The sequence below is a fragment of the Aquimarina ulvae genome (assembly GCF_053613295.3).
In genome coordinates this window covers 412,385-431,171 of sequence record NZ_JBSIBP030000004.1, presented here as the reverse complement: position 1 = coordinate 431,171, position 18,787 = coordinate 412,385, and the positions used below count along the sequence as shown (strand labels likewise).

17 protein-coding genes are annotated in these 18,787 nt (G+C 32.9%); 9 read left to right on the top strand and 8 right to left on the bottom strand.

Features of this window, described 5'->3' with window-relative positions:
* Nucleotides 1-165 precede the first annotated feature (165 nt).
* The 3 genes from ACWGOQ_RS11675 to ACWGOQ_RS11665 form a co-directional block, all read right to left on the bottom strand.
* Nucleotides 166-2,679, bottom strand: a complete 2,514-nt coding sequence (locus tag ACWGOQ_RS11675; RefSeq protein ID WP_452058022.1) for a M14 family metallopeptidase — start codon at nt 2,677-2,679, stop codon at nt 166-168.
* A 104-nt stretch (nt 2,680-2,783) separates the two neighbouring features.
* Entirely contained in the window at nt 2,784-3,179 is a 396-nt protein-coding gene (locus ACWGOQ_RS11670) for a PUR family DNA/RNA-binding protein (RefSeq protein WP_452058023.1), read from the bottom strand.
* Nucleotides 3,180-3,257: 78 nt separating this feature from the next.
* Complete coding sequence (locus tag ACWGOQ_RS11665; RefSeq protein WP_452058024.1) at nt 3,258-5,015, bottom strand: ABC transporter ATP-binding protein; 1,758 nt, start codon at nt 5,013-5,015, stop codon at nt 3,258-3,260.
* Nucleotides 5,016-5,155: 140 nt separating this feature from the next.
* Here ACWGOQ_RS11665 and ACWGOQ_RS11660 point away from each other — a divergent pair, with 140 nt between their 5' ends.
* The 4 genes from ACWGOQ_RS11660 (at nt 5,156) to yajC (ending at nt 8,166) form a co-directional block, all read left to right on the top strand.
* The gene (locus ACWGOQ_RS11660; protein ID WP_452058025.1) at nt 5,156-6,250 is read left to right on the top strand and encodes a Glu/Leu/Phe/Val family dehydrogenase; all 1,095 of its coding nucleotides are present in this window, start codon (nt 5,156-5,158) and stop codon (nt 6,248-6,250) included.
* 166 nt (nt 6,251-6,416) lie between these two features.
* On the top strand, nt 6,417-7,328 hold the full coding sequence (gene nusB, locus ACWGOQ_RS11655) for a transcription antitermination factor NusB (RefSeq protein ID WP_452058026.1): 912 nt from the start codon (nt 6,417-6,419) through the stop codon (nt 7,326-7,328).
* Between the two features lie 49 nt (nt 7,329-7,377).
* The gene (locus ACWGOQ_RS11650) at nt 7,378-7,857 is read left to right on the top strand and encodes a DUF1573 domain-containing protein (RefSeq protein WP_452058027.1); all 480 of its coding nucleotides are present in this window, start codon (nt 7,378-7,380) and stop codon (nt 7,855-7,857) included.
* A gap of 6 nt (nt 7,858-7,863) precedes the next feature.
* A complete protein-coding gene (gene yajC, locus ACWGOQ_RS11645) occupies nt 7,864-8,166 on the top strand; it encodes a preprotein translocase subunit YajC (RefSeq protein WP_452058028.1) in 303 nt (100 codons plus the stop codon).
* A 168-nt stretch (nt 8,167-8,334) separates the two neighbouring features.
* Here the strand turns inward: yajC and ACWGOQ_RS11640 are convergent, their stop codons facing one another.
* Nucleotides 8,335-8,469, bottom strand: a complete 135-nt coding sequence (locus ACWGOQ_RS11640) for a hypothetical protein (RefSeq protein ID WP_452058029.1) — start codon at nt 8,467-8,469, stop codon at nt 8,335-8,337.
* A 15-nt stretch (nt 8,470-8,484) separates the two neighbouring features.
* On the bottom strand, nt 8,485-9,057 hold the full coding sequence (locus tag ACWGOQ_RS11635; RefSeq protein WP_452058030.1) for a mechanosensitive ion channel family protein: 573 nt from the start codon (nt 9,055-9,057) through the stop codon (nt 8,485-8,487).
* 613 nt (nt 9,058-9,670) lie between these two features.
* Here ACWGOQ_RS11635 and ACWGOQ_RS11630 point away from each other — a divergent pair.
* Nucleotides 9,671-10,789 (top strand): glycosyltransferase family 4 protein, encoded by a 1,119-nt coding sequence (locus ACWGOQ_RS11630; RefSeq protein WP_452058031.1) that lies wholly within the window; start codon nt 9,671-9,673, stop codon nt 10,787-10,789.
* Nucleotides 10,790-10,889: 100 nt separating this feature from the next.
* Here ACWGOQ_RS11630 and ACWGOQ_RS11625 read toward each other — a convergent pair whose 3' ends face one another.
* From ACWGOQ_RS11625 to pepT, 3 genes are all read right to left on the bottom strand, one after another.
* Entirely contained in the window at nt 10,890-12,155 is a 1,266-nt protein-coding gene (locus ACWGOQ_RS11625; protein ID WP_452058032.1) for a glycosyltransferase family 4 protein, read from the bottom strand.
* Between the two features lie 11 nt (nt 12,156-12,166).
* Nucleotides 12,167-13,999 carry an ABC transporter ATP-binding protein gene (locus ACWGOQ_RS11620; RefSeq protein WP_452058033.1) on the bottom strand — a complete coding sequence of 611 codons (1,833 nt, stop codon included), beginning with the start codon at nt 13,997-13,999 and terminating at the stop codon, nt 12,167-12,169.
* A gap of 259 nt (nt 14,000-14,258) precedes the next feature.
* Nucleotides 14,259-15,494 carry a peptidase T gene (pepT, locus tag ACWGOQ_RS11615; RefSeq protein WP_452058034.1) on the bottom strand — a complete coding sequence of 412 codons (1,236 nt, stop codon included), beginning with the start codon at nt 15,492-15,494 and terminating at the stop codon, nt 14,259-14,261.
* 105 nt (nt 15,495-15,599) lie between these two features.
* On the opposite strand from pepT, the gene ACWGOQ_RS11610 reads away from it, so the two are divergent.
* From ACWGOQ_RS11610 to ACWGOQ_RS11595, 4 genes are read left to right on the top strand one after another with little or no spacing between them, the layout of a single operon-like run.
* Complete coding sequence (locus tag ACWGOQ_RS11610; protein ID WP_452058035.1) at nt 15,600-16,637, top strand: quinone-dependent dihydroorotate dehydrogenase; 1,038 nt, start codon at nt 15,600-15,602, stop codon at nt 16,635-16,637.
* A 15-nt stretch (nt 16,638-16,652) separates the two neighbouring features.
* A complete protein-coding gene (locus ACWGOQ_RS11605) occupies nt 16,653-17,279 on the top strand; it encodes a LysE family translocator (protein ID WP_452058036.1) in 627 nt (208 codons plus the stop codon).
* A gap of 49 nt (nt 17,280-17,328) precedes the next feature.
* On the top strand, nt 17,329-18,195 hold the full coding sequence (locus ACWGOQ_RS11600) for a hydroxymethylglutaryl-CoA lyase (protein ID WP_452058037.1): 867 nt from the start codon (nt 17,329-17,331) through the stop codon (nt 18,193-18,195).
* 18 nt (nt 18,196-18,213) lie between these two features.
* Nucleotides 18,214-18,672: a heme-binding domain-containing protein gene (locus tag ACWGOQ_RS11595; protein WP_452058038.1), complete on the top strand. Its 459-nt coding sequence runs from the start codon at nt 18,214-18,216 to the stop codon at nt 18,670-18,672.
* Nucleotides 18,673-18,787 lie beyond the last annotated feature (115 nt).

Here is an 18,787-nt window from a genome sequence, read left to right as displayed (position 1 = left end):
AGTCTTAATTTAACGATAAATTAATACCCTAGAACTAATCAAAAATGAATTTCGTTTCACCTATTATTTTGTTGATAACGTTGACAGCTAATAGATAATTAAGAAATAGACGAAACTACAGGAAAAGAAAAGTTCAGCGTCTTGTTTTTTTAATTCCCTCAAACCTTACATTTCCTCACTAAAGAAAATGGCATTCATCAATAATTTATTGGTTCCGTACCAAAAAGCTCTAAAATTAGTATTATCTGTAAATAGGATAGTATTCCCTCTTCCAAAATTATGATGTCTAAAAGGGACAGTGCCTGATAAAGAATCTAAATTCTTTTTACTAATATATCCGCTTAGCAATGGGTTTTTAGTGTATTGAATTGGGTTATTATAACTCTGGTCATCGGCTTTTATAAAAAATGTTGTGTTTCTGAATAAAGAGATTTTGTCGTTTTTGTACCCAAAATTGATAGGATGTGATCTGTCTGTTTTTGCCTGAAAAATAGCTCCACCAATAACTTGTGCCCCAAAGAAATCCCGCCTTTGCTCAAAAGATATATTTTTAGCGTCATTTTCTGGTTTGGAAAATTCGAGTTTCATTAGTTCATTGTTTTTAAAGAATTGAGCAGCATTTCTATATCCTATTAAAGTGCCACCACTACGTATCCAGCCTTTTAACATATCAATTACATTTTTGCTCATCGTTTGATTCCAACTATTCGGCAAAATAATATGGGTGTATCTTGATAAGTCTCTCCTTTCAAGATAACCTGTATTTAGTTTTGTAATAGGGATATCATAACGTTGATCCATAAGATGCCAAATCTCTCCAGCATCATAAGGCGTAATTCCGTCACCAGTTAGTAGTGCAATTTTTGGTAAGGTCAGCGCTCTAAATTGATTACTTCCTAAATCAATTCCTTTAGTAAGTCCTGTAGATACACCTGTTATGGTGACATGATGTTCTGCTGAAAGCTTTTGCAAAAAGGAATGGATTTCTTCAGGGTTTAGTTTTTGATTTTGGATAGGTACCATAATAGTTCCATAATCATAATTTTTATTTTCAACAGAAAATGGTTTCATCCCTACTTTGGCTCTTAATCCTTTGGCTAAGATCTTATAGAGCACGGCGGGAGTATAATATTCGTGCCACTCCATCAGATACGCATAACCACTTTTGCTAAGAATAGTTGGTTTTCTTAATGCCAATTCCTCAATTTCCTTCCCTTTATCAGAGGCAGTAGTTTTTTCGGTATAATCCAAGTTAAAAGCTAGCGGAAATGTCCAGGCAGAAATATCATAAAACAAGCTATCCTGAAATGAGGTTCTTTTTTCAAACATCGCTTTGAGCAAACGACTTTGTTTTTGATTTTTTGGAACTAGGTAACTGTATCCTTTTTTAAATTTTTTACCATCTGAACTAACATCGTTTTTTAATTCATACATTTTAACTTTATGACGCTTTAGAATTTCGGCAAGATGATATGCTGAAGCAGCGTCTTTTTCATTTCCAAAAATATACACGCCGTTCTGAACTTCTTTTCTGGCATTTGCATAAAAATTCTTTTGATATTGAAGCAGTTCTGTACGCATGGATTTTGCTGCTTCAAGAGTAGAAAGTGCGGCAGTAAATTGATTTCTAATGGTAAAAGGAAACGTCAGGATTCCATTATCACTCTCTTGGGCGTGTCCGCGAGAACTTCCTTGTTCAAAAAGAATACCTATTCCTCCATTAATATCCGGAAATGTAGAGCCTTTTCCATAATAAAAATCGTCAAAATTTTCTTCTGTAAAATATAGAGATCCTATTTTATTAAATGCTTCAGCGTGATATTCAGCCACTTTTCTAGTAAGTTCCTGGTTCAATTTTGGAGTTAGCGGATGGGTTCTTGATTGAATTCCAGGTTGAAAGAAAAATGTACTATTGGTTCCCATCTCATGATGATCTGTGAGGATATTTGGATACCATTTGTGAAATGTTTCAATTCTTGCTCTTGATTCAGGAAGCTGAACAGGTAACCAGTCACGGTTCATATCAAACCAATAATGATTTGTTCTCCCTCCAGGCCATACTTCACTATATTCACGGTCTTGAGGGTCCGTACTCATATTTTTACTTTTATTGGTATTTGCCCAATAAGAAAAACGTTGTAATCCATCGGGATTAAAGGAAGGGTCGAATAAAATCACAACATTGTCGAGCAGGTTATCGATCGCACTACCTTGTCCTGCTGCCAAATAATAAGCAGCAAGTAAACTGGCATTAGACCCACTAGGTTCATTACCATGAATGGAAAATCCTTGATAAACAATTGCAGGCATCGATTGAATAGCTACAGCATTTGCATTTTCTTGTGTGAGTTGAAGATGTTGGCTCCGTATTTTTTCGATGTTTTGATGGTTATTTTCTGAAGTAATTGTCAGTAGAAGAATAGGACGATCTTCAAAAGTTTTTCCGCGATCTTCTAACGTGATACGTGGAGAGGCTTTTGCCAAAGCTTTCATGTATTCTACTAGCTTATCATGTGTCACATGCCACTTTCCTGGTATGAACCCTAAAATACTTTGAGGGGTTGGAATTTCTGGATTATAAGAAACTTCTTCAGGTAAGTAATATTCTAAGGAAAGCTTTTCTTGTGCGTAAGAAGCGAAGAAGAATAGAGATAAGATAATGGTAAAAAACTGCTTCATATTAGTGAGTTTGAACAATTGATAAGTCAATAGGTCACCGAAAATAAAAAAAACCGCTTCAGGGATTGAAGCGGTTTGCATAAGTTTAACATTAGTTATGTATCTTATATATCGTCGAAGCTTACATCTGTAAAGCTTTCTGTAGAAGTAGTAACTTCCTCATTGGCTGTTGTTGATTCCTTGGTATTTTGTTCGTAAGATTTTTGATAATCTTTTTGATGTCTTTCGCTGATTACTTCCTCTCCCTTCTCATTAACAATGAAATCTGTCATTTCACTCAATATTTCACTAAATCCAGCAAAGTCTTCTTTATATAGGTAGATTTTGTGCTTTTTGTAGTGAAAAGATCCATCATCGTTAGTGAATTTTTTACTCTCTGTAATGGTAAGATAGTAATCTCCTGCTTTTGTCGATCTTACATCAAAGAAATATGTTCTTCTACCTGCTCTTAAAACTTTTGAGAAAATTTCCTCTTTCTCCAACATTTCATTATCACTCATAATCCGTATTTCTTAATTAATTAGTCTGTTACGTCGGAATCAAAAATCTAAAAAAAATGTTAATCGTACAACAAAATATTAAATTTCTTTTTCGCTCAGCTGTTTTAAATAGAGTTCTTTATAGTATCCATCTACGTCTAATAGTTGATTATGAGTGCCTTTTTGTATGATTCTCCCTTCTTCTAAAACAATTATTTTATCTGCGTTTCTAGCGGTAGAAACTCGATGACTTACAATAAAAGTGGTCTTGTTTTTAGATATTTTGTTAAGATTATGGAGTATTTCTTCTTCAGTTTCTGTGTCTACGGCAGATAAACAATCATCAAAAAGAAGGATAGATGGATCCTTAATAATTGCTCTTGCAATAGAAACCCGTTGCTTTTGCCCGCCAGATAAGGTGATACCTCTTTCTCCAAGAACCGTATCATAACCTTTACTGAAACCTTGAATATTATTATGCACTACTGCATTTTCAGCAGCCTTTAGTACTTCTTCCTCAGTCGCATTTACTTTTCCAAATTTTATATTATTTCTGATCGAGTCGCTAAATAAGAAAGCATCTTGTGGAACGTACCCTATAGATTCTCTGAGATCTATTAAATTTAGCTCTTTAACAGGTTTCTCATCAATTATAATTTCTCCACCGGATACATCATATAATCTTCCGATTAGATCGAGGATAGTAGATTTTCCAGACCCCGTTTTTCCAATGATAACAATGGTTTGACCTGAATTAATTTCGAAACTAATGTCTTTTATTGCCGTAATATTGGTATCGTCATAGGTAAAAGATACATTATCAAAAACGATATTACCAATTATCGGAGTCTTTTTGGTAATGGGATTGGTGATTTCTGGCTCCTGACTCAAAAATTCATTTATTCTAACTTGAGAAGCCTCTGCTTGTTGTATTATAGAGGTTACCCAACCTACAGTAGCTACTGGCCACGTAAGCATATTTACGAATATGATAAATTCTACGAGAACCCCAAGGTCTTCAATCGTTCCATTAATATATTGTTTGCCACCAATGTAAATCACCACAATATTACTTATCCCTATAAGTAATACCATTAACGGAAAAAATAATGCTTGTACTTTTACCAGATCAATGTTCTTCTCTTTACTTTGATTTGAAAGCGCAGTAAAGTTTTCAATGGTTTGTGATTCTATCCCATAAGCCTTGATAACCGAAATACCACTAAAAGATTCTTGTGTAAAGGTAGTAAGCTTGGATAAAAATTGCTGTACGATTGTACTTCTTTTGTGTATGGCCACACTTAATTTATAGATAGAAAGAGAAAGTATAGGTAGTGGTGCTACGGTATATAAAGTTAGTTCTGGTGCAATACTTATCATATATCCTATGACTACAACAAAAAGGGTAATTGTATTTACACTATACATAATAGCAGGACCTACATACATTCTTACTTTGGAAACATCCTCACTAATACGGTTCATCAAGTCCCCTGTTCGGTTCTTTTTGTAAAAATTAAGAGATAAAATCTGATAATGCTTAAACACTTCGTTTTTTAGATCAAACTCAATAAACCTTGATACTACAATAAAGGTTTGTCTCATTAGAAAAGTAAAAAAGGCTGCTATAAATACAGCCCCCAAAATAAAGAGAATATTAGTTATTAGTCCTGTTTTTACTTCATTAATGTCCGTAATGTTTTGATTAATATATTGTTCTACAACATCTACAGAATCTCCTACGAATTTGGGAACTGCAACGGCAAATATTCGAGCAATGATGGTGATGATCAAACCAACAATAAGGCGATATTTATATTTGAGAAAGTACTTGTTTAGATGGCGTAGTGCACGCATAAAGCATTACTTTTTAGAGGGTGGTTCATTAAGGAATTCATAAAGTTTAACATCAAAAAATTTTAAATTCGTAAAAATACATTATTTTAGCGCTTCAATTTTGATTATTATATAATTATAACAGTTTAAAATTTTTGAAAATGATTACTGAAGTGCTCACTGCAAATCAATTAAAAAAACAGGCTCCTGTATTTGGTCAATTGTCTTTTAATGATCACGAACAAGTTGTTTTTTGTCAAGACAAAGATACAGGATTAAAGGCAATAATTGGAGTGCATAACACAATTTTAGGACCTGCATTAGGAGGAACTAGAATGTATAATTATCAAACAGAATGGGATGCATTGAATGATGTTTTAAGGTTGTCTAGAGGTATGACTTATAAAGCTGCAATCACAGGGTTAAACCTGGGAGGTGGCAAAGCAGTTATCATGGGAGATCCAAAAACCTTAAAAACACCAGCACTTATGAGACGCTTTGGGGAGTTCGTTCATACGCTAGGCGGTAAGTACTATACTGCAGAAGATGTAGGAATGGAAACTTCGGATATGGACACCGTTAGAGAAGTGACTCCTTATGTAACTGGTATTTCTGAATCCAAAGGAGGAGCTGGAAATCCGTCACCTGTGACAGCTTATGGGGTTTATATGGGGATGAAAGCCTCAGCGAAGTTTGCATACGGTACAGATAATCTAGATGGTAAGAAGATTATAATACAGGGTATCGGACATGTAGGAGAAGAGCTTGTACGGCTCACTGCAAAAGAAGGCGCTAATGTTATTATTGTAGATATAAATCAGAAACGGCTTCAGGAAGTTAGTAATAAATATGGAGTAGAAATATATAAAGGTGACGATTTATATGCTGAAGCTGTAGATATTTACGCACCTTGTGCATTAGGAGCTACTATTAATAATGAAACTATCCATAAGTTAAAAGTTAAAGTTATTGCTGGTGCAGCGAATAATCAGCTGGCTTCAGAAGACGTACACGGTTTGTTATTACAGGAAAAAGGAATTGTATATGCTCCAGATTTTTTAATTAATGCAGGTGGAATTATAAACGTATATGCAGAAATAGAAGGATATGGTAGAGATCAAATTATAAATAAAACAGAAAATATTTACAATACGACATTAGATATCTTAAACAAAGCTAAGGCTACAGGAATGACTACAAATGCTGCTGCTGTAAGTATTGCAGATGAAAGAATAGCCGCCAAAAACAAACAATAAATATGGGAGTCTAAAATTTACGTTATAAAAAGTAAATTTTAGAATTGGTAGATTAAAAATAATAGTATTTTTGCAAGGCGAAAGTGATCATCACTTTCGCCTTTTTTAATATAATAGTTCTTTGTAATTTCTTATGTTGACCAGAAGACATATTCGAGTTAAGGTAATGCAGTCTCTCTATGCAATAGAGCAGACGCAAAGTGATAATCTAGATAAAGAAGAAAAGTTTTTGCTTTTTAGTATTGAACAGATGTATGATTTGTTTTTGATAAATCTTCAACTTTTGTTAGAAATAAGAAAGCACGCTGTTGATTTTCTGGAAAAAAGCCAAAAAAAATACTTGGCCACATCCGAAGAAAAAAACCCTAACCAAAAATTTATTAACAACGAAGTTCTTGTATTATTAGAAAAGAACATCGAACTTAAAGAGGCAATGGATCGTAAGAAGATGAATTGCTGGGATCTGGATGACGAATACGTGAAAATTCTTTGGAAAGAAATTAGTAGCAGCGCGCTTTATGCTGATCACATGGATACAAACATGAGTTCTTTCAAAGAAGATAAAGATTTTATTCTTGATGTTTTCAAAGAAATCATAGCTCCAAACGATAAGCTTTACGAATATATAGAGGATAAGAACCTTACCTGGATAGATGACCTACCTCTAGTAAACACAGGAATAATTAAAATGCTCAGAAAGGTAAAGCAAAGCCATGATGAGCATATGTCCTTACCTAGACTGTATAAGGACGCTGATGATAAAAAATTTGCAAAAGATATTTTTAGAAAGACAGCACTTAACGGGGTAGAATTTGCAAAAGAAATAGAAGGAAAAACGCCAAATTGGGATAAAGATCGTATTGCAGAACTGGATAAAGCGGTCATTAAGATGGCGATTTGTGAGTTCCAGAAGTTCCCTTCTATACCGGTTAAAGTAACAATTAACGAATATTTAGAGATTGCCAAGGAATATAGTACCCCAAAGAGTAGTATCTTTATAAACGGAATTTTAGATAAATTATCCAAGGAATATAAAGAAAGTGGTAAACTAAATAAAGTTGGCCGAGGACTTATGTAGTTCAAAAAAAATAGTATTTTTAACCCTCAATTAATTAAAAACCCAAGTAATGAAAAAAGGAATCTTGATTTTAGCTGGTGTTTTTGCTTTGACATTTATGTCTTGTAAAGATAATGCAGCAGAAAAAGTTAAAGAAGAAAATGTAGCAGATGCTGCGGATCGTGATGCAAAGAATACAGATTTTCCTGTAATGTCTTTTGCTGAGACAGAGCACGATTTTGGAACAATCAACGAAGGTGATGTAGTAGAGCATACATTTACATTTACCAACACAGGTAAAGCACCTCTTGTAATTGTAAATGCAAAAGGAAGCTGTGGTTGTACAGTGCCTGAGTGGACAAAAGAACCTGTTGCTCCTGGAGCTACCGGATCTATGTTAGTAAAATTTAACTCTAACGGTAAGCCAAACGCTCAAAACAAACAAGTTACTATAACTGCTAATACTGAAGCAGGAAAGGAAATCCTTAAGATTAAGGCAATGGTAACTCCAAAAGCTAAACCTGTAAGCGGAACTCCGGTAAGCGAGTAATAGTATATGGAAGGATTTGGAGGACAATTACCTTTTATACTTTTGATATTTGTAGTGATGTATTTTTTTATGATACGTCCGCAAATGCAAAAAGCAAAGAAGGAGAAGAAATTCGCTGCAGAACTTAAAAAAGGAGATCGTGTTGTTACAAAAAGTGGTCTTCACGGAAAAGTTTTTGACTTCAGTGAAAAAAATAACGCCGTTATTATCGAAACAGGATCAGGTAAATTAACATTTGATAAATCTGCAATTTCATTAGAAATGAGTCAGAAATTAAATGCACCGCCGCCTGCAGAAAAGAAAAAGTAATAATAGGCTTACAAAGTAAAAAGCGTCGTATATAAATACGACGCTTTTTTATGCAGTAAATTATGTTTTTTATGATTTCATAGTTGCAATTCGCTGTGGTAATGGGGCAGCATAATCCGCATTACCTAGTACTTCAACAATTTTTTGCCTTGGATCCCAATATACATCTCAATAATCTTCGCAAGTAGAATAAGGTAGTGCTAATAATTCTACGCCATTTGCTCCTAGGTTGTTTACAGCAACTCTTGGTGCAGTGTCTTTCATTACTTTTTGATCAGCTTTCATAACGTCCATAACGTCCATAACGATTTATTTTGCTTATTTGATATCTGTACCATACTGAATACCAAAAGGTATATCAACTCTCAGGTTGCCTACGGTTGTTAAATTAGTAATAGTGCCAGATGTGATTGCTCCATTAGGGATAATTTCTGTTTTATTCTGAAAAGTTTCTAGAATCGTAACAAAAACCGAGATCTCTTTTACAAAACCTGGTTTTCCTCCAGTTTCTATAAGGTCTCCAACTTTAAAAGGTCTAAAAATAAGTAACATTACTCCAGCGGCCATATGACCTAGAGAACCGTTAAAAGCGCCACCAATAGGTAACCCTACTGCAGCTAATAATGTAGTAAAAGTAGCTGTAGGAATTCCTATAATCCCTGCAATTGAAATGAATAGTAATATTTTTAGTAAGAAATTTACAAGAGTAACTAGAAATGGTTTTAAGGTTCCATCTACTTTACTTCTGTCAAAAGCTTTTTTACTAGCTTTCATGATTATTATTACGATCCATAAACCTATTAACAGTGCTACAACTCCTCCAACAATTTTAAGCCCATATTGACCAAACCCTGATTGCATAGAATTGAAAAAACCGCTAAGGGAGCTCATAATAGTTCCTCCTGTTTCTGTGGTGACCGATATCGTAGTATCTACTACTTTTTCTGTAGTTTACATATTGTATTTTTTAGTGATTAAATTTTATCACATAAATCTACTATTGTATAAACGACGATATATTTCTTGTTAAACGATAAACTGAAATAATTATCGATGGAATTGTAAATTATTATGTTTCTGTTTTAATTAGTTAAAATAGGGATTATATAATATGAGTAATTACGATGTTATAGATTGAACAGGGAGATTTTTACAATTTTTTTTACTCTTGCACGCAACCTTTTTTACTTTAAGCATCAATATAATATACGGATTTACTTGAGTTAAAATTTTAGTGGTTTGTAATAGAAGAGGTATATCTTGTTTTGCTTCTGTTTGTGTTTTTTAAGATAAATAGGTTTTTTAAGTGGCAGTTTCGCTTACTTTTAAATTATGTTGACACTATTCGATTGAGTTATATATTCAGATATGCTGAACTTGATAGGAGATTGATAATTAATGATTTCCTATGATATAGAAAAACTAAATATGTTTTTTTAAATGGAAAACAATCTAAAGAGTTGTTTTCTGTTATATACATCTAATAACCACATATAATGGAATAATGAAGAATTTTAATAACGATTTGGTGCGGAGTATTTTTTTAGAAACTCATAATATTAATAATTTATGCTCAGGTTTTGGTCAGTTTAATTTTAATTTGGCTAAGGCTTTAAGTAAAGAAAAGGATTTTCTTTTAGAACATGAAGTAATTCTTAATTGCACTAATAGAGTTGCTAAAAAAGAATTGGGGAGTATGCTATCGTATAATAAATACCGACCTTTTACTCGGTATTCTCCTTTTAGAATTAGGAAAAATTTTAATTTATGGCATTCGGTAAATCAAAATACAAAGATAGAACCGTTCTCCAATAAGATTCCTTATTTATTAACCATACACGATGTTAATTTTATCGACGAGTATGAAGGTGAGCAGTTAGATATTAGAATTAGTCAATTTAAAAATAAAATTGAACGGAGTCACGCTTTAGTGTATATTTCTGAGTTCGCAAAGAAAAGTACACGAGAATTTTTTGAAATTCCGGATATTCCTGAATATGTTATATATAATGGAAATACCTATGATAACACGATTAGTGATTTAAAAGAAAAAGAATATAAGATTGTAAACGATATCCCAAATAAACCTTTTATATTTTCAATAGGTAAAGTTGTAGAGAAAAAGAATTTTCTTTCACTAATTGAAATGCTACGATTTTTACCTGATATTAATTTAGTGATAGCCGGTGAGTCTAAAACTGAATATGGTCAAATTTTGAAGCAAAAAATAAAAGAGTATAAACTAAAAGAAAGGGTGTTTCTGACTGGAAAGATTACTGATTCTGATAAAATATATTATTATCAAAATTGCCTTGCATTTGTATTTCCATCGTTACGAGAAGGTTTTGGGTTACCAGTTATTGAAGCTATGACTTTTGGGAAACCTGTTTTTCTTTCTACTAAAACATCATTACCGGAAATAGGAGGCGATATATCTTTTTATTGGGAGAATTTTGACGCTAGTTATATGGCCCAGGTTTTTGAGGGTGGAATGTCTAGATTTGAAAGAAATAAGAATGCATATGTTACTGCCTACAAAAAACATTCTAAAGAATTTACTTGGGAAAATGCAGCTAAAAAATATATAGAAGTTTATAAAAGTATTCTAAGAAATTCAGGTTAATGTTGCTAGATTTTAAGATACAAGTTTTCTTCCGTTTTTAAAATATGCTCTTGTTATTCTTTTCTAGATGTTTAATTGAGGTTTAAATTAGTTTTATTGACTATTTTTTTCCTTTCATCTTTCTAATTTGATTCTTTAAAATCATAATAAAACGAATGATTAGATTTTTTTTCATCCGTTTCACTTCCTTTTGAAGTTTGCTAATTTCAATTTTTGTAAGCTGTAGTTCATTTAATAAATATGTATTTTGGTTTTCATTAATAGCTAAGCTTTCAAAATTTATATAAAGATGGTTTAATCTGTTTTTTATGATTGACCCGATTGCATAGAATGACAGCTTTTCTTGAACATAGTGTTGTGCATTTTTTGCTTTTTCTTTTCTGAGATCAGCATTTTCATATACTTCCTTTAGTTTCTTAATTGTATCTTCCATCATAGGGTTACCCCACAACGTTTTAGGTCCAAAATTAGCATCTGGATTTTCAATTAAACCAAGTTCATAATCTACTAAAAAACTATTATTCTCATTCATAAACTGGGTGTTGCCAGAATAATTGGTTGCTATTGTCGCTTTACTTAGACACATAGCTTCTGCCAAGGTTAATCCAAAACCTTCAGAATGATGCATAGAGACATAGCAATCACAGTTATTTATTAAATGGTTTATTTCATTTCTGTCGAGATCGAAATCAATAATTGTTATGTTCTTTTGATTTGCCCTAGCTTGGTATAATTTTCTTTCAGCATTCTTAAAATGTTTCGCCCCATTCGTTTTGATCACAAGTTCAACATCTTGATTGTTACCAAAAGCTTTTATGAATGCTTCAATAAGAAAAAAAGGGTTTTTTCTTTCAATAGAGCTATGATAACTAAATATAAAAAGATAGCTAAATTTATTTTCATTAAAAAAAATCGTTGGATTTTGGTTTTGTATAGACTTAAGATTTACCTCTATTGGATGCGGGACTACAATGATATCTCCATTAAAAATTTTTTTAAATAATTTTTGACAATATGAAGAAGCAGTCCATATTTCGTTAAATAGAGTAACATTTTTTTTTAATTTTTCTGGAAGGTATTCAGATTCCCACATTAAAAAAAGAATGGTATACTTATCTCGGAAAAATTCAGGATTAATAACTCTAAAAAAATCATCTAGATCATTAGAGGATATTTGAACTAAATTAACGGAGTATTTAAAACTATATTCATAATCAATATCTTGCTTAACCTTTTCAAAATTGATTATGTTTAGAGGTATGTTGGTTTTTCTTGCTGCGTGTATGTTTAGTCTTACTGCTTCTCCCAAGCCGAATAAACCTTCGGTATATCCTATAATATTAAGTCCTGGACTCTGGTGATTCATGTATGGTAGGTTTAATTAACTTCTAATGATTGTAGAGAAACTAAATCATTGTAGGTGCCATTCATTTTTAATAATTCTTCGTGCGTTCCTTGCTCCATAATTTGTCCTTTTTTCATGACTACTATAAGATCCGCATTCTGAATAGTTGAAAGTCTATGAGCTATTACTATCGAAGTTCTGTTTTCCATCATGTTTTCCAGACCGACTTGCACTTGTTTTTCTGATTCGGTATCTAATGAGGATGTTGCTTCATCGAGAATCATTATTGGTGGGTTTTTCATCACAGCACGCGAAATAGCAATACGTTGTCTTTGCCCGCCAGAAAGTAAAACACCTCCATCTCCTACATTGTTTTGATATTTGTTAGGGAATTCTGAAATGAAATTATGGGCATTTGCCACCTTTGCTGCAGCTTTTATTTCTTCTTCATTAGCATTGTCTACACCTAGCGATATATTGTTTGATATTGTATCATTGAAAAGGATAGAATCCTGTGCTACGATGCCCATTTGCTCTCTCAAGGATTTTGTAGTTACATCCTTAATATTTATACCATCAAAAGTAATACTCCCTTCATTGACATCATAAAAACGGGTTACTAAATTAGCAAGAGTAGATTTACCGCTACCAGATTCACCAACTAAGGCAACTGTTTTACCTTTAGGGACAGTAAGATTGAAATTTTTTAAGACATAATCATCTTTATATTTAAAAGAGATGTTATTAAATTTTATTTCACTTTGAAATTCAGTAATTACTGTAGCATTTGGTTTATCCTTTAAAGGATTTTCTGCATCAAGAATAAAAGCAACCCTTTCATACGCTGCATTCCCGCCTTGTAGTGCATGATTAGCTTTGGTAATGGCCTTTGCTGGGGTTAAAATTTGATAGGCAAGTCCCATATATGCAATAAAGGCTCCCCCACTTAAGGATTGTTCAACAAGTACTAAAGATCCTCCGTATATAAGTAGAACAGAAATTACTAAAATTCCAAGAAACTCACTTGCAGGAGCAGCCAAGCTCATTTTTTTTCCAATAGAGTTGTTTAAGGAATTTATATGTTCTGTAAAGTCTTTGAACTTTTTTGTAAAATGATTTTCTGAGGTAAAGTTTTTAATAATTCTGATACCTCCTAACGTTTCTTCTATATTAGATAATAGATGTCCTTCTAAAGCGAATATATCTCCAGATTGACTTTTGATGCTCTTACCTAATTTAGAAATTAAGAATCCGGAAATAGGAATGAAAAAGAAGACGAATAGGGTTAATTTCCAACTTATAGCAAGCATGGCGGCTAACGTAAAGACAATAGTCAGAGGTTCTCTAATCATCATTAAAATACTCATAAAAGATACTTTAATGGTGTTAATATCTGTAGTCATTCTGGCGATGAGGTCACCTTTTCGTTCATTAGAAAAGAAACCTACATTTAGACTGATAACTTTATGATATACATCTTGTCTTAAATCTTTTAGAATTCCATTATTTAGGTACGTCATATATACAATAGATAGATAACTAAATAAGTTTTTTAGTAAAAATGTACTTAAAACAAATCCAACAATAATTATTAAGGTGATTAGTGGACCATTAGTTTCTCTCGTAGTGGTTATGAAGTAATTAAGATAATTTTCTAGGTAGTCCAAGTCAAAGTCTTTAAAACCTTTGAAAACCGGCTTTTCCTTAAGTTTTTCTCCTTCTTGAAAAAGTACTTTGATCATCGGTAGTAAAGATAGCATCGAAATTGAAGAAAAAAGAGCATATAAAACGTTGAAAAAAATACTCAAACCCTGAAATTTTTTATAAGGGATAAGGTATTTTAGAAATCTTTTAAAATTTTTCATGTATTTAAAATATTGTTTTTACTTTTTTTTTCATTATCGTACTCTTTTGTTTTCATTCTAATCAGTTTGTTTTTTAAATTCCGACAACATATTTCTTTAATACGTTATATATTGTTTTTTTATTGTATTCGTTTTTAGGATACGATAAAAATAAAACACTTTCTAGTTATGAATTAAAAGGCTAAAAAGAGTTTCTTATTTTAGCGTATATTGTAAATGTCAAAAATTTGAAAGAGTTACTTCGTAAATAATTATTTGTTTAGTTTTTTGCAGTTAACTCAGCTATTTTTACAATTACAGCTACTGCCTTGATCATACTTTCTACGGGTACGTACTCATATCTTCCATGAAAATTATGTCCGCCAGCAAATATATTAGGACAGGGTAGTCCCATATAGCTTAATTGTGAGCCATCTGTACCACCACGAATTGGTTTAATAAGAGGAGTAATGCCTAACTCTTTCATGGCTTCTTCTGCAATATCTACAATATGCATAACAGGTGCTACCTTTTCTCTCATATTGTAGTACTGATCTTTGATATCAATAGAGACCGTATCTTTTCCGTATTGTTTGTTCAATTCATTGGTAAGCTTCGTCATCATCTCTTTACGAGCTTCAAAATGCTCTTGGTCGTGATCTCTGATGATGTACTCTAGTTTAGTTTTTTCTACATCTCCAGCCATAGTATGCAAATGAAAAAAACCTTCTCGATCACTGGTGTGCTCCGGAGTTTCTAATCTTGGCAAAGAATTAATAAAGTCCTGAGCGATATACATACTATTGATCATTTTTCCTTTGGCATATCCGGGATGTACAATTTTACCTGTAACGGTTACAACAGCACCTGCAGCATTAAAGTTTTCATACTCCAATTCTCCAACCTGGCTACCATCCATAGTATACGCCCAGGCAGCCCCAAACTTATCAACATCAAATTTGTGTGCTCCTCGACCAATTTCCTCATCAGGTGTAAATCCAACACGTATTTTTCCATGTTTGATTTCGGGATGTTGAATAAGGTACTCCATGGCAGAAACGATCTCAGCAATACCTGCTTTGTCATCAGCTCCCAGTAGCGTGGTTCCGTCTGTTGTGATTAATGTTTGCCCCTTATATTGCTTTAGGTCTTCAAAATAATCAGGAGATAAAATTATATTTTCTTTTTCATTTAGAATGATATCCTTGCCATTGTATGCTTCGATGACCTGAGGATTTACATTAGCTCCAGTAAAATCTGGGGTCGTGTCAAAATGCGAAATAAAACCAATGGTAGGGACTTCATTACTAACATTAGAAGGTAATGTCGCCATGATATAGGCGTTTTCATCAATAGTTACTTCATGCAGACCAATCGATTTTAACTCTTCTACTAGCTTGTTTGCTAAATCCCATTGTTTTTCAGAACTAGGAGTCGTATCACTGTTGGGGTCACTTTCGGTATCTATAGTTACGTAACCTATAAATCTATCAATAATGTGTTTTTTTGGAATCATAGCGATGTGTGTTTTTTTCAACCTGAAGATTTCAAAAATACACATTCATAGACTTTTATTAGAACCTCTTAAGACTTATTTTTGCCTCTCAAAAGAATCACTCCAATGTATAAAACATTAGTTCGACCCATTTTATTTAAGTTCGACCCGGAAAAAGTTCATCATTTTACATTTGGTTTTATAAAATTTATTTCTAAAATCCCTTTTGTTTCATCGTTAATTCGTACTGGATATCAGATAAATAGGATTGCTTTGGAGAGAGAGGTTTTTGGGCTCATTTTTAAAAACCCTGTGGGATTGGCTGCTGGATTTGATAAAAATGCAATTTTATATAATGAATTAGCAGATTTTGGTTTTGGTTTTATTGAAATCGGTACGGTTACTCCAAAAGCTCAGGAAGGTAATCCTAAAAAAAGATTATTCCGATTAAAAGAGGATTCTGGGATTATTAATAGAATGGGTTTTAATAATAAAGGTCTTGAGTCAGCAATAGCGCAATTAAAAAAGAACAGAGGTAAGCTTATAATCGGTGGTAACATAGGGAAAAATACGGATACAAAACCAGAGGACTATACAAAGGATTACCTTACTTGTTTTAATGCATTACACCCGTATGTGGATTATTTTGTGTTAAACGTTAGTTGTCCTAATGTGGGAAGTCACGCAAAACTTAATGATAAGGAGTATCTAGAAGAGCTAATTAGAACAGTGCAAAAAGCAAATAATACATTTGCAATACAAAGACCCATTGTGTTAAAAATAGCCCCAGATCTGAATACAATACAGTTAGATGAAATTGTAGAATTGGTAAGGATAACAAAATTAGATGGAGTGATTGCCAGTAATACTTCAACCAGCAGAGATAGTTTGAAAACTTCTGCAAAAAAGTTGACAGCCATTGGTAATGGAGGACTAAGTGGGGTGCCAATTAAGGATAAAAGTACAAAGGTTATAAAATATCTATCAAAAAAAAGTAAAAATGCTTTTCCTATCATTGGAGTAGGTGGTATTCATGCTGCTGCCGATGCTGTGGAGAAATTAGAAGCGGGCGCAAGTTTGGTTCAACTATATACTGGTTTTATTTATGAAGGACCTAAACTGATAAAGGATATTAATAAACTCGTAATTAAAAAAGGGTTGTAAACGATCTCAAAATCTATGAATTTTGAAATTTTATCCACTTTTATAATTGCTACATCAGCTTTAGCAATTTCTCCTGGCCCTGATAATATTTATGTACTTATGCAGAGTATTGTCAATGGAAAAAAGTATGGGCTTGTTACCGTAGCGGGTCTGATGTCAGGATGTATAGTGCATACTACATTGGTTGCCTTTGGAGTATCTACCATAATTAAACAAAGTGAATTACTTTTTTTTATAATTAAATTATTGGGTGCCATATATCTTTTCTTTTTAGCTTATAGGGTGTGGAAAAGTAACCCATCTATACAGCTCTCTAATAGTACACTAGGTAAGAAGAGTTTAGGGCAATTGTTCAAACAAGGCTTTATCATGAATGTTTTAAATCCCAAAGTTTCAATATTCTTTTTAGCTTTTTTTCCTGGATTTCTATTTAGTAATGAGTTAAGTACGATAACACAGTTTTATGTTTTAGGGTTTCTGTTTATTGTAGTGTCTTTTTTTATTTTTGGAGGCATAGCAATGATGGCTGGATATATTGCTGATCGTGTTAAAAGTAATGCCAAAGTGGGAGTGTTTTTAAAATGGTTGCAAATTATTGTCTTTGTCGGAATTGGTGTTTTTATCCTATTTTCTGAAAAATAATTATATTTTTATGCTCTTAATTGAATTTCTTTTAGATAACCGCTGGTAAATGGTAGAAAAAGTAAAAATCATTGAATGTCCTAGAGATGCCATGCAAGGTATTAAAGATTTTATCCCAACAGAAAAGAAAGTTCAGTATATTCAATCTTTACTACGTTGTGGCTTTGATACCATAGATTTTGGAAGCTTCGTGTCTCCCAAAGCGATTCCGCAAATGGTCGATACAGCGGCGGTCTTGTCCAAATTAGATTTATCAACAACAGAAAGTAAGTTATTGGCTATAATTGCAAATCTTCGAGGGGCAAATGATGCGGTTCAGCATAACCAAATTGATTATTTGGGATATCCTTTTTCAATTTCTGAGAATTTCCAAATGCGAAATACTCATAAAACCATCGCAGAATCCGTAGCAACCCTGCAGGAAATTCTTAATATAGCAGATAAATATAATAAAAAGGTAGTTGCATATCTCTCTATGGGATTTGGAAACCCTTATGGAGATCCGTGGAATGTTGAAATTGTTGGAGATTGGACAGAGAAGCTTAGTACGATGGGGGTGAAGATTTTATCACTATCCGATACCGTTGGTACATCAAATCCTGAAACGATAGCGTATTTGTATGCCAACCTCATTCCAAAATATCCTGAAATAGAATTTGGTGCTCACTTACATACCACACCTACTACCTGGTATGAAAAAGTAGATGCAGCTTATAAAGCTGGTTGTAGAAGGTTCGATGGAGCCATACAAGGATTTGGTGGATGCCCAATGGCAAAAGACGAATTAACCGGTAATATGCCAACCGAACGTATGCTGTCGTATTTTACAACGGCAAAAGTAGATACAAATATAAAGACAATGAGCTTTGAGGCTTCACATAATGAAGCTACCAAAATATTTACAAAGTACCATTAAATAGATAGATCAATAGAAATGAAAAACGTGTTAAAAAAAGTAGGATTATTATTGTTAGTAGTGCTGGTAGTTATGCAATTTGTAAGACCAGATAAAAATGAAGCAGGTTACGAATCCGTTGCTTATTTTGAAAATGAAGCAAAACCAACTCCGGAAATAAAGGAAATACTAAAAAGCAACTGTTACGACTGTCATAGCAATCAAACTGTATATCCCTGGTATGCTGAAATAGCACCTGTCTCTTATTGGTTAGCTGATCATGTAGAGGAAGGAAAAGAACATTTTAATATGTCTGATTGGGAACAGTACTCTGTCAAAAAGAAAGATCATAAGCTAGAGGAACTCATTGAAGAAGTAGAGGAAGGAGAAATGCCACTTTCATCCTATACATGGATTCACGGAAACCTGAACAAAGAAGAAATGGAAAAACTTATCAATTGGACAAAAGGGCTTAGAAAAAATTATTCTTCTAAGTAAATAGCACAAATAATCGTCTGGTTTAACGTGCAATATTCAGAACAATAAGTGGTTAGGGTTTTTATAAGTATCTAAGCCTTGTTTTCTTGTTGTTTACGTAATTGTTAAATCTTTA

Coding starts and splice junctions, on each gene's coding strand:
- ACWGOQ_RS11675 (WP_452058022.1), bottom strand. CDS start 2,679: ATGAAGCAGTTTTTTACCATTATCTTATCTCTATTCTTCTTCGCTTCT.
- ACWGOQ_RS11670 (WP_452058023.1), bottom strand. CDS start 3,179: ATGAGTGATAATGAAATGTTGGAGAAAGAGGAAATTTTCTCAAAAGTT.
- ACWGOQ_RS11665 (WP_452058024.1), bottom strand. CDS start 5,015: ATGCGTGCACTACGCCATCTAAACAAGTACTTTCTCAAATATAAATAT.
- ACWGOQ_RS11660 (WP_452058025.1), top strand. CDS start 5,156: ATGATTACTGAAGTGCTCACTGCAAATCAATTAAAAAAACAGGCTCCT.
- nusB (WP_452058026.1), top strand. CDS start 6,417: ATGCAGTCTCTCTATGCAATAGAGCAGACGCAAAGTGATAATCTAGAT.
- ACWGOQ_RS11650 (WP_452058027.1), top strand. CDS start 7,378: ATGAAAAAAGGAATCTTGATTTTAGCTGGTGTTTTTGCTTTGACATTT.
- yajC (WP_452058028.1), top strand. CDS start 7,864: ATGGAAGGATTTGGAGGACAATTACCTTTTATACTTTTGATATTTGTA.
- ACWGOQ_RS11640 (WP_452058029.1), bottom strand. CDS start 8,469: ATGGACGTTATGGACGTTATGAAAGCTGATCAAAAAGTAATGAAAGAC.
- ACWGOQ_RS11635 (WP_452058030.1), bottom strand. CDS start 9,057: ATGAGCTCCCTTAGCGGTTTTTTCAATTCTATGCAATCAGGGTTTGGT.
- ACWGOQ_RS11630 (WP_452058031.1), top strand. CDS start 9,671: ATGAAGAATTTTAATAACGATTTGGTGCGGAGTATTTTTTTAGAAACT.
- ACWGOQ_RS11625 (WP_452058032.1), bottom strand. CDS start 12,155: ATGAATCACCAGAGTCCAGGACTTAATATTATAGGATATACCGAAGGT.
- ACWGOQ_RS11620 (WP_452058033.1), bottom strand. CDS start 13,999: ATGAAAAATTTTAAAAGATTTCTAAAATACCTTATCCCTTATAAAAAA.
- pepT (WP_452058034.1), bottom strand. CDS start 15,494: ATGATTCCAAAAAAACACATTATTGATAGATTTATAGGTTACGTAACT.
- ACWGOQ_RS11610 (WP_452058035.1), top strand. CDS start 15,600: ATGTATAAAACATTAGTTCGACCCATTTTATTTAAGTTCGACCCGGAA.
- ACWGOQ_RS11605 (WP_452058036.1), top strand. CDS start 16,653: ATGAATTTTGAAATTTTATCCACTTTTATAATTGCTACATCAGCTTTA.
- ACWGOQ_RS11600 (WP_452058037.1), top strand. CDS start 17,329: ATGGTAGAAAAAGTAAAAATCATTGAATGTCCTAGAGATGCCATGCAA.
- ACWGOQ_RS11595 (WP_452058038.1), top strand. CDS start 18,214: ATGAAAAACGTGTTAAAAAAAGTAGGATTATTATTGTTAGTAGTGCTG.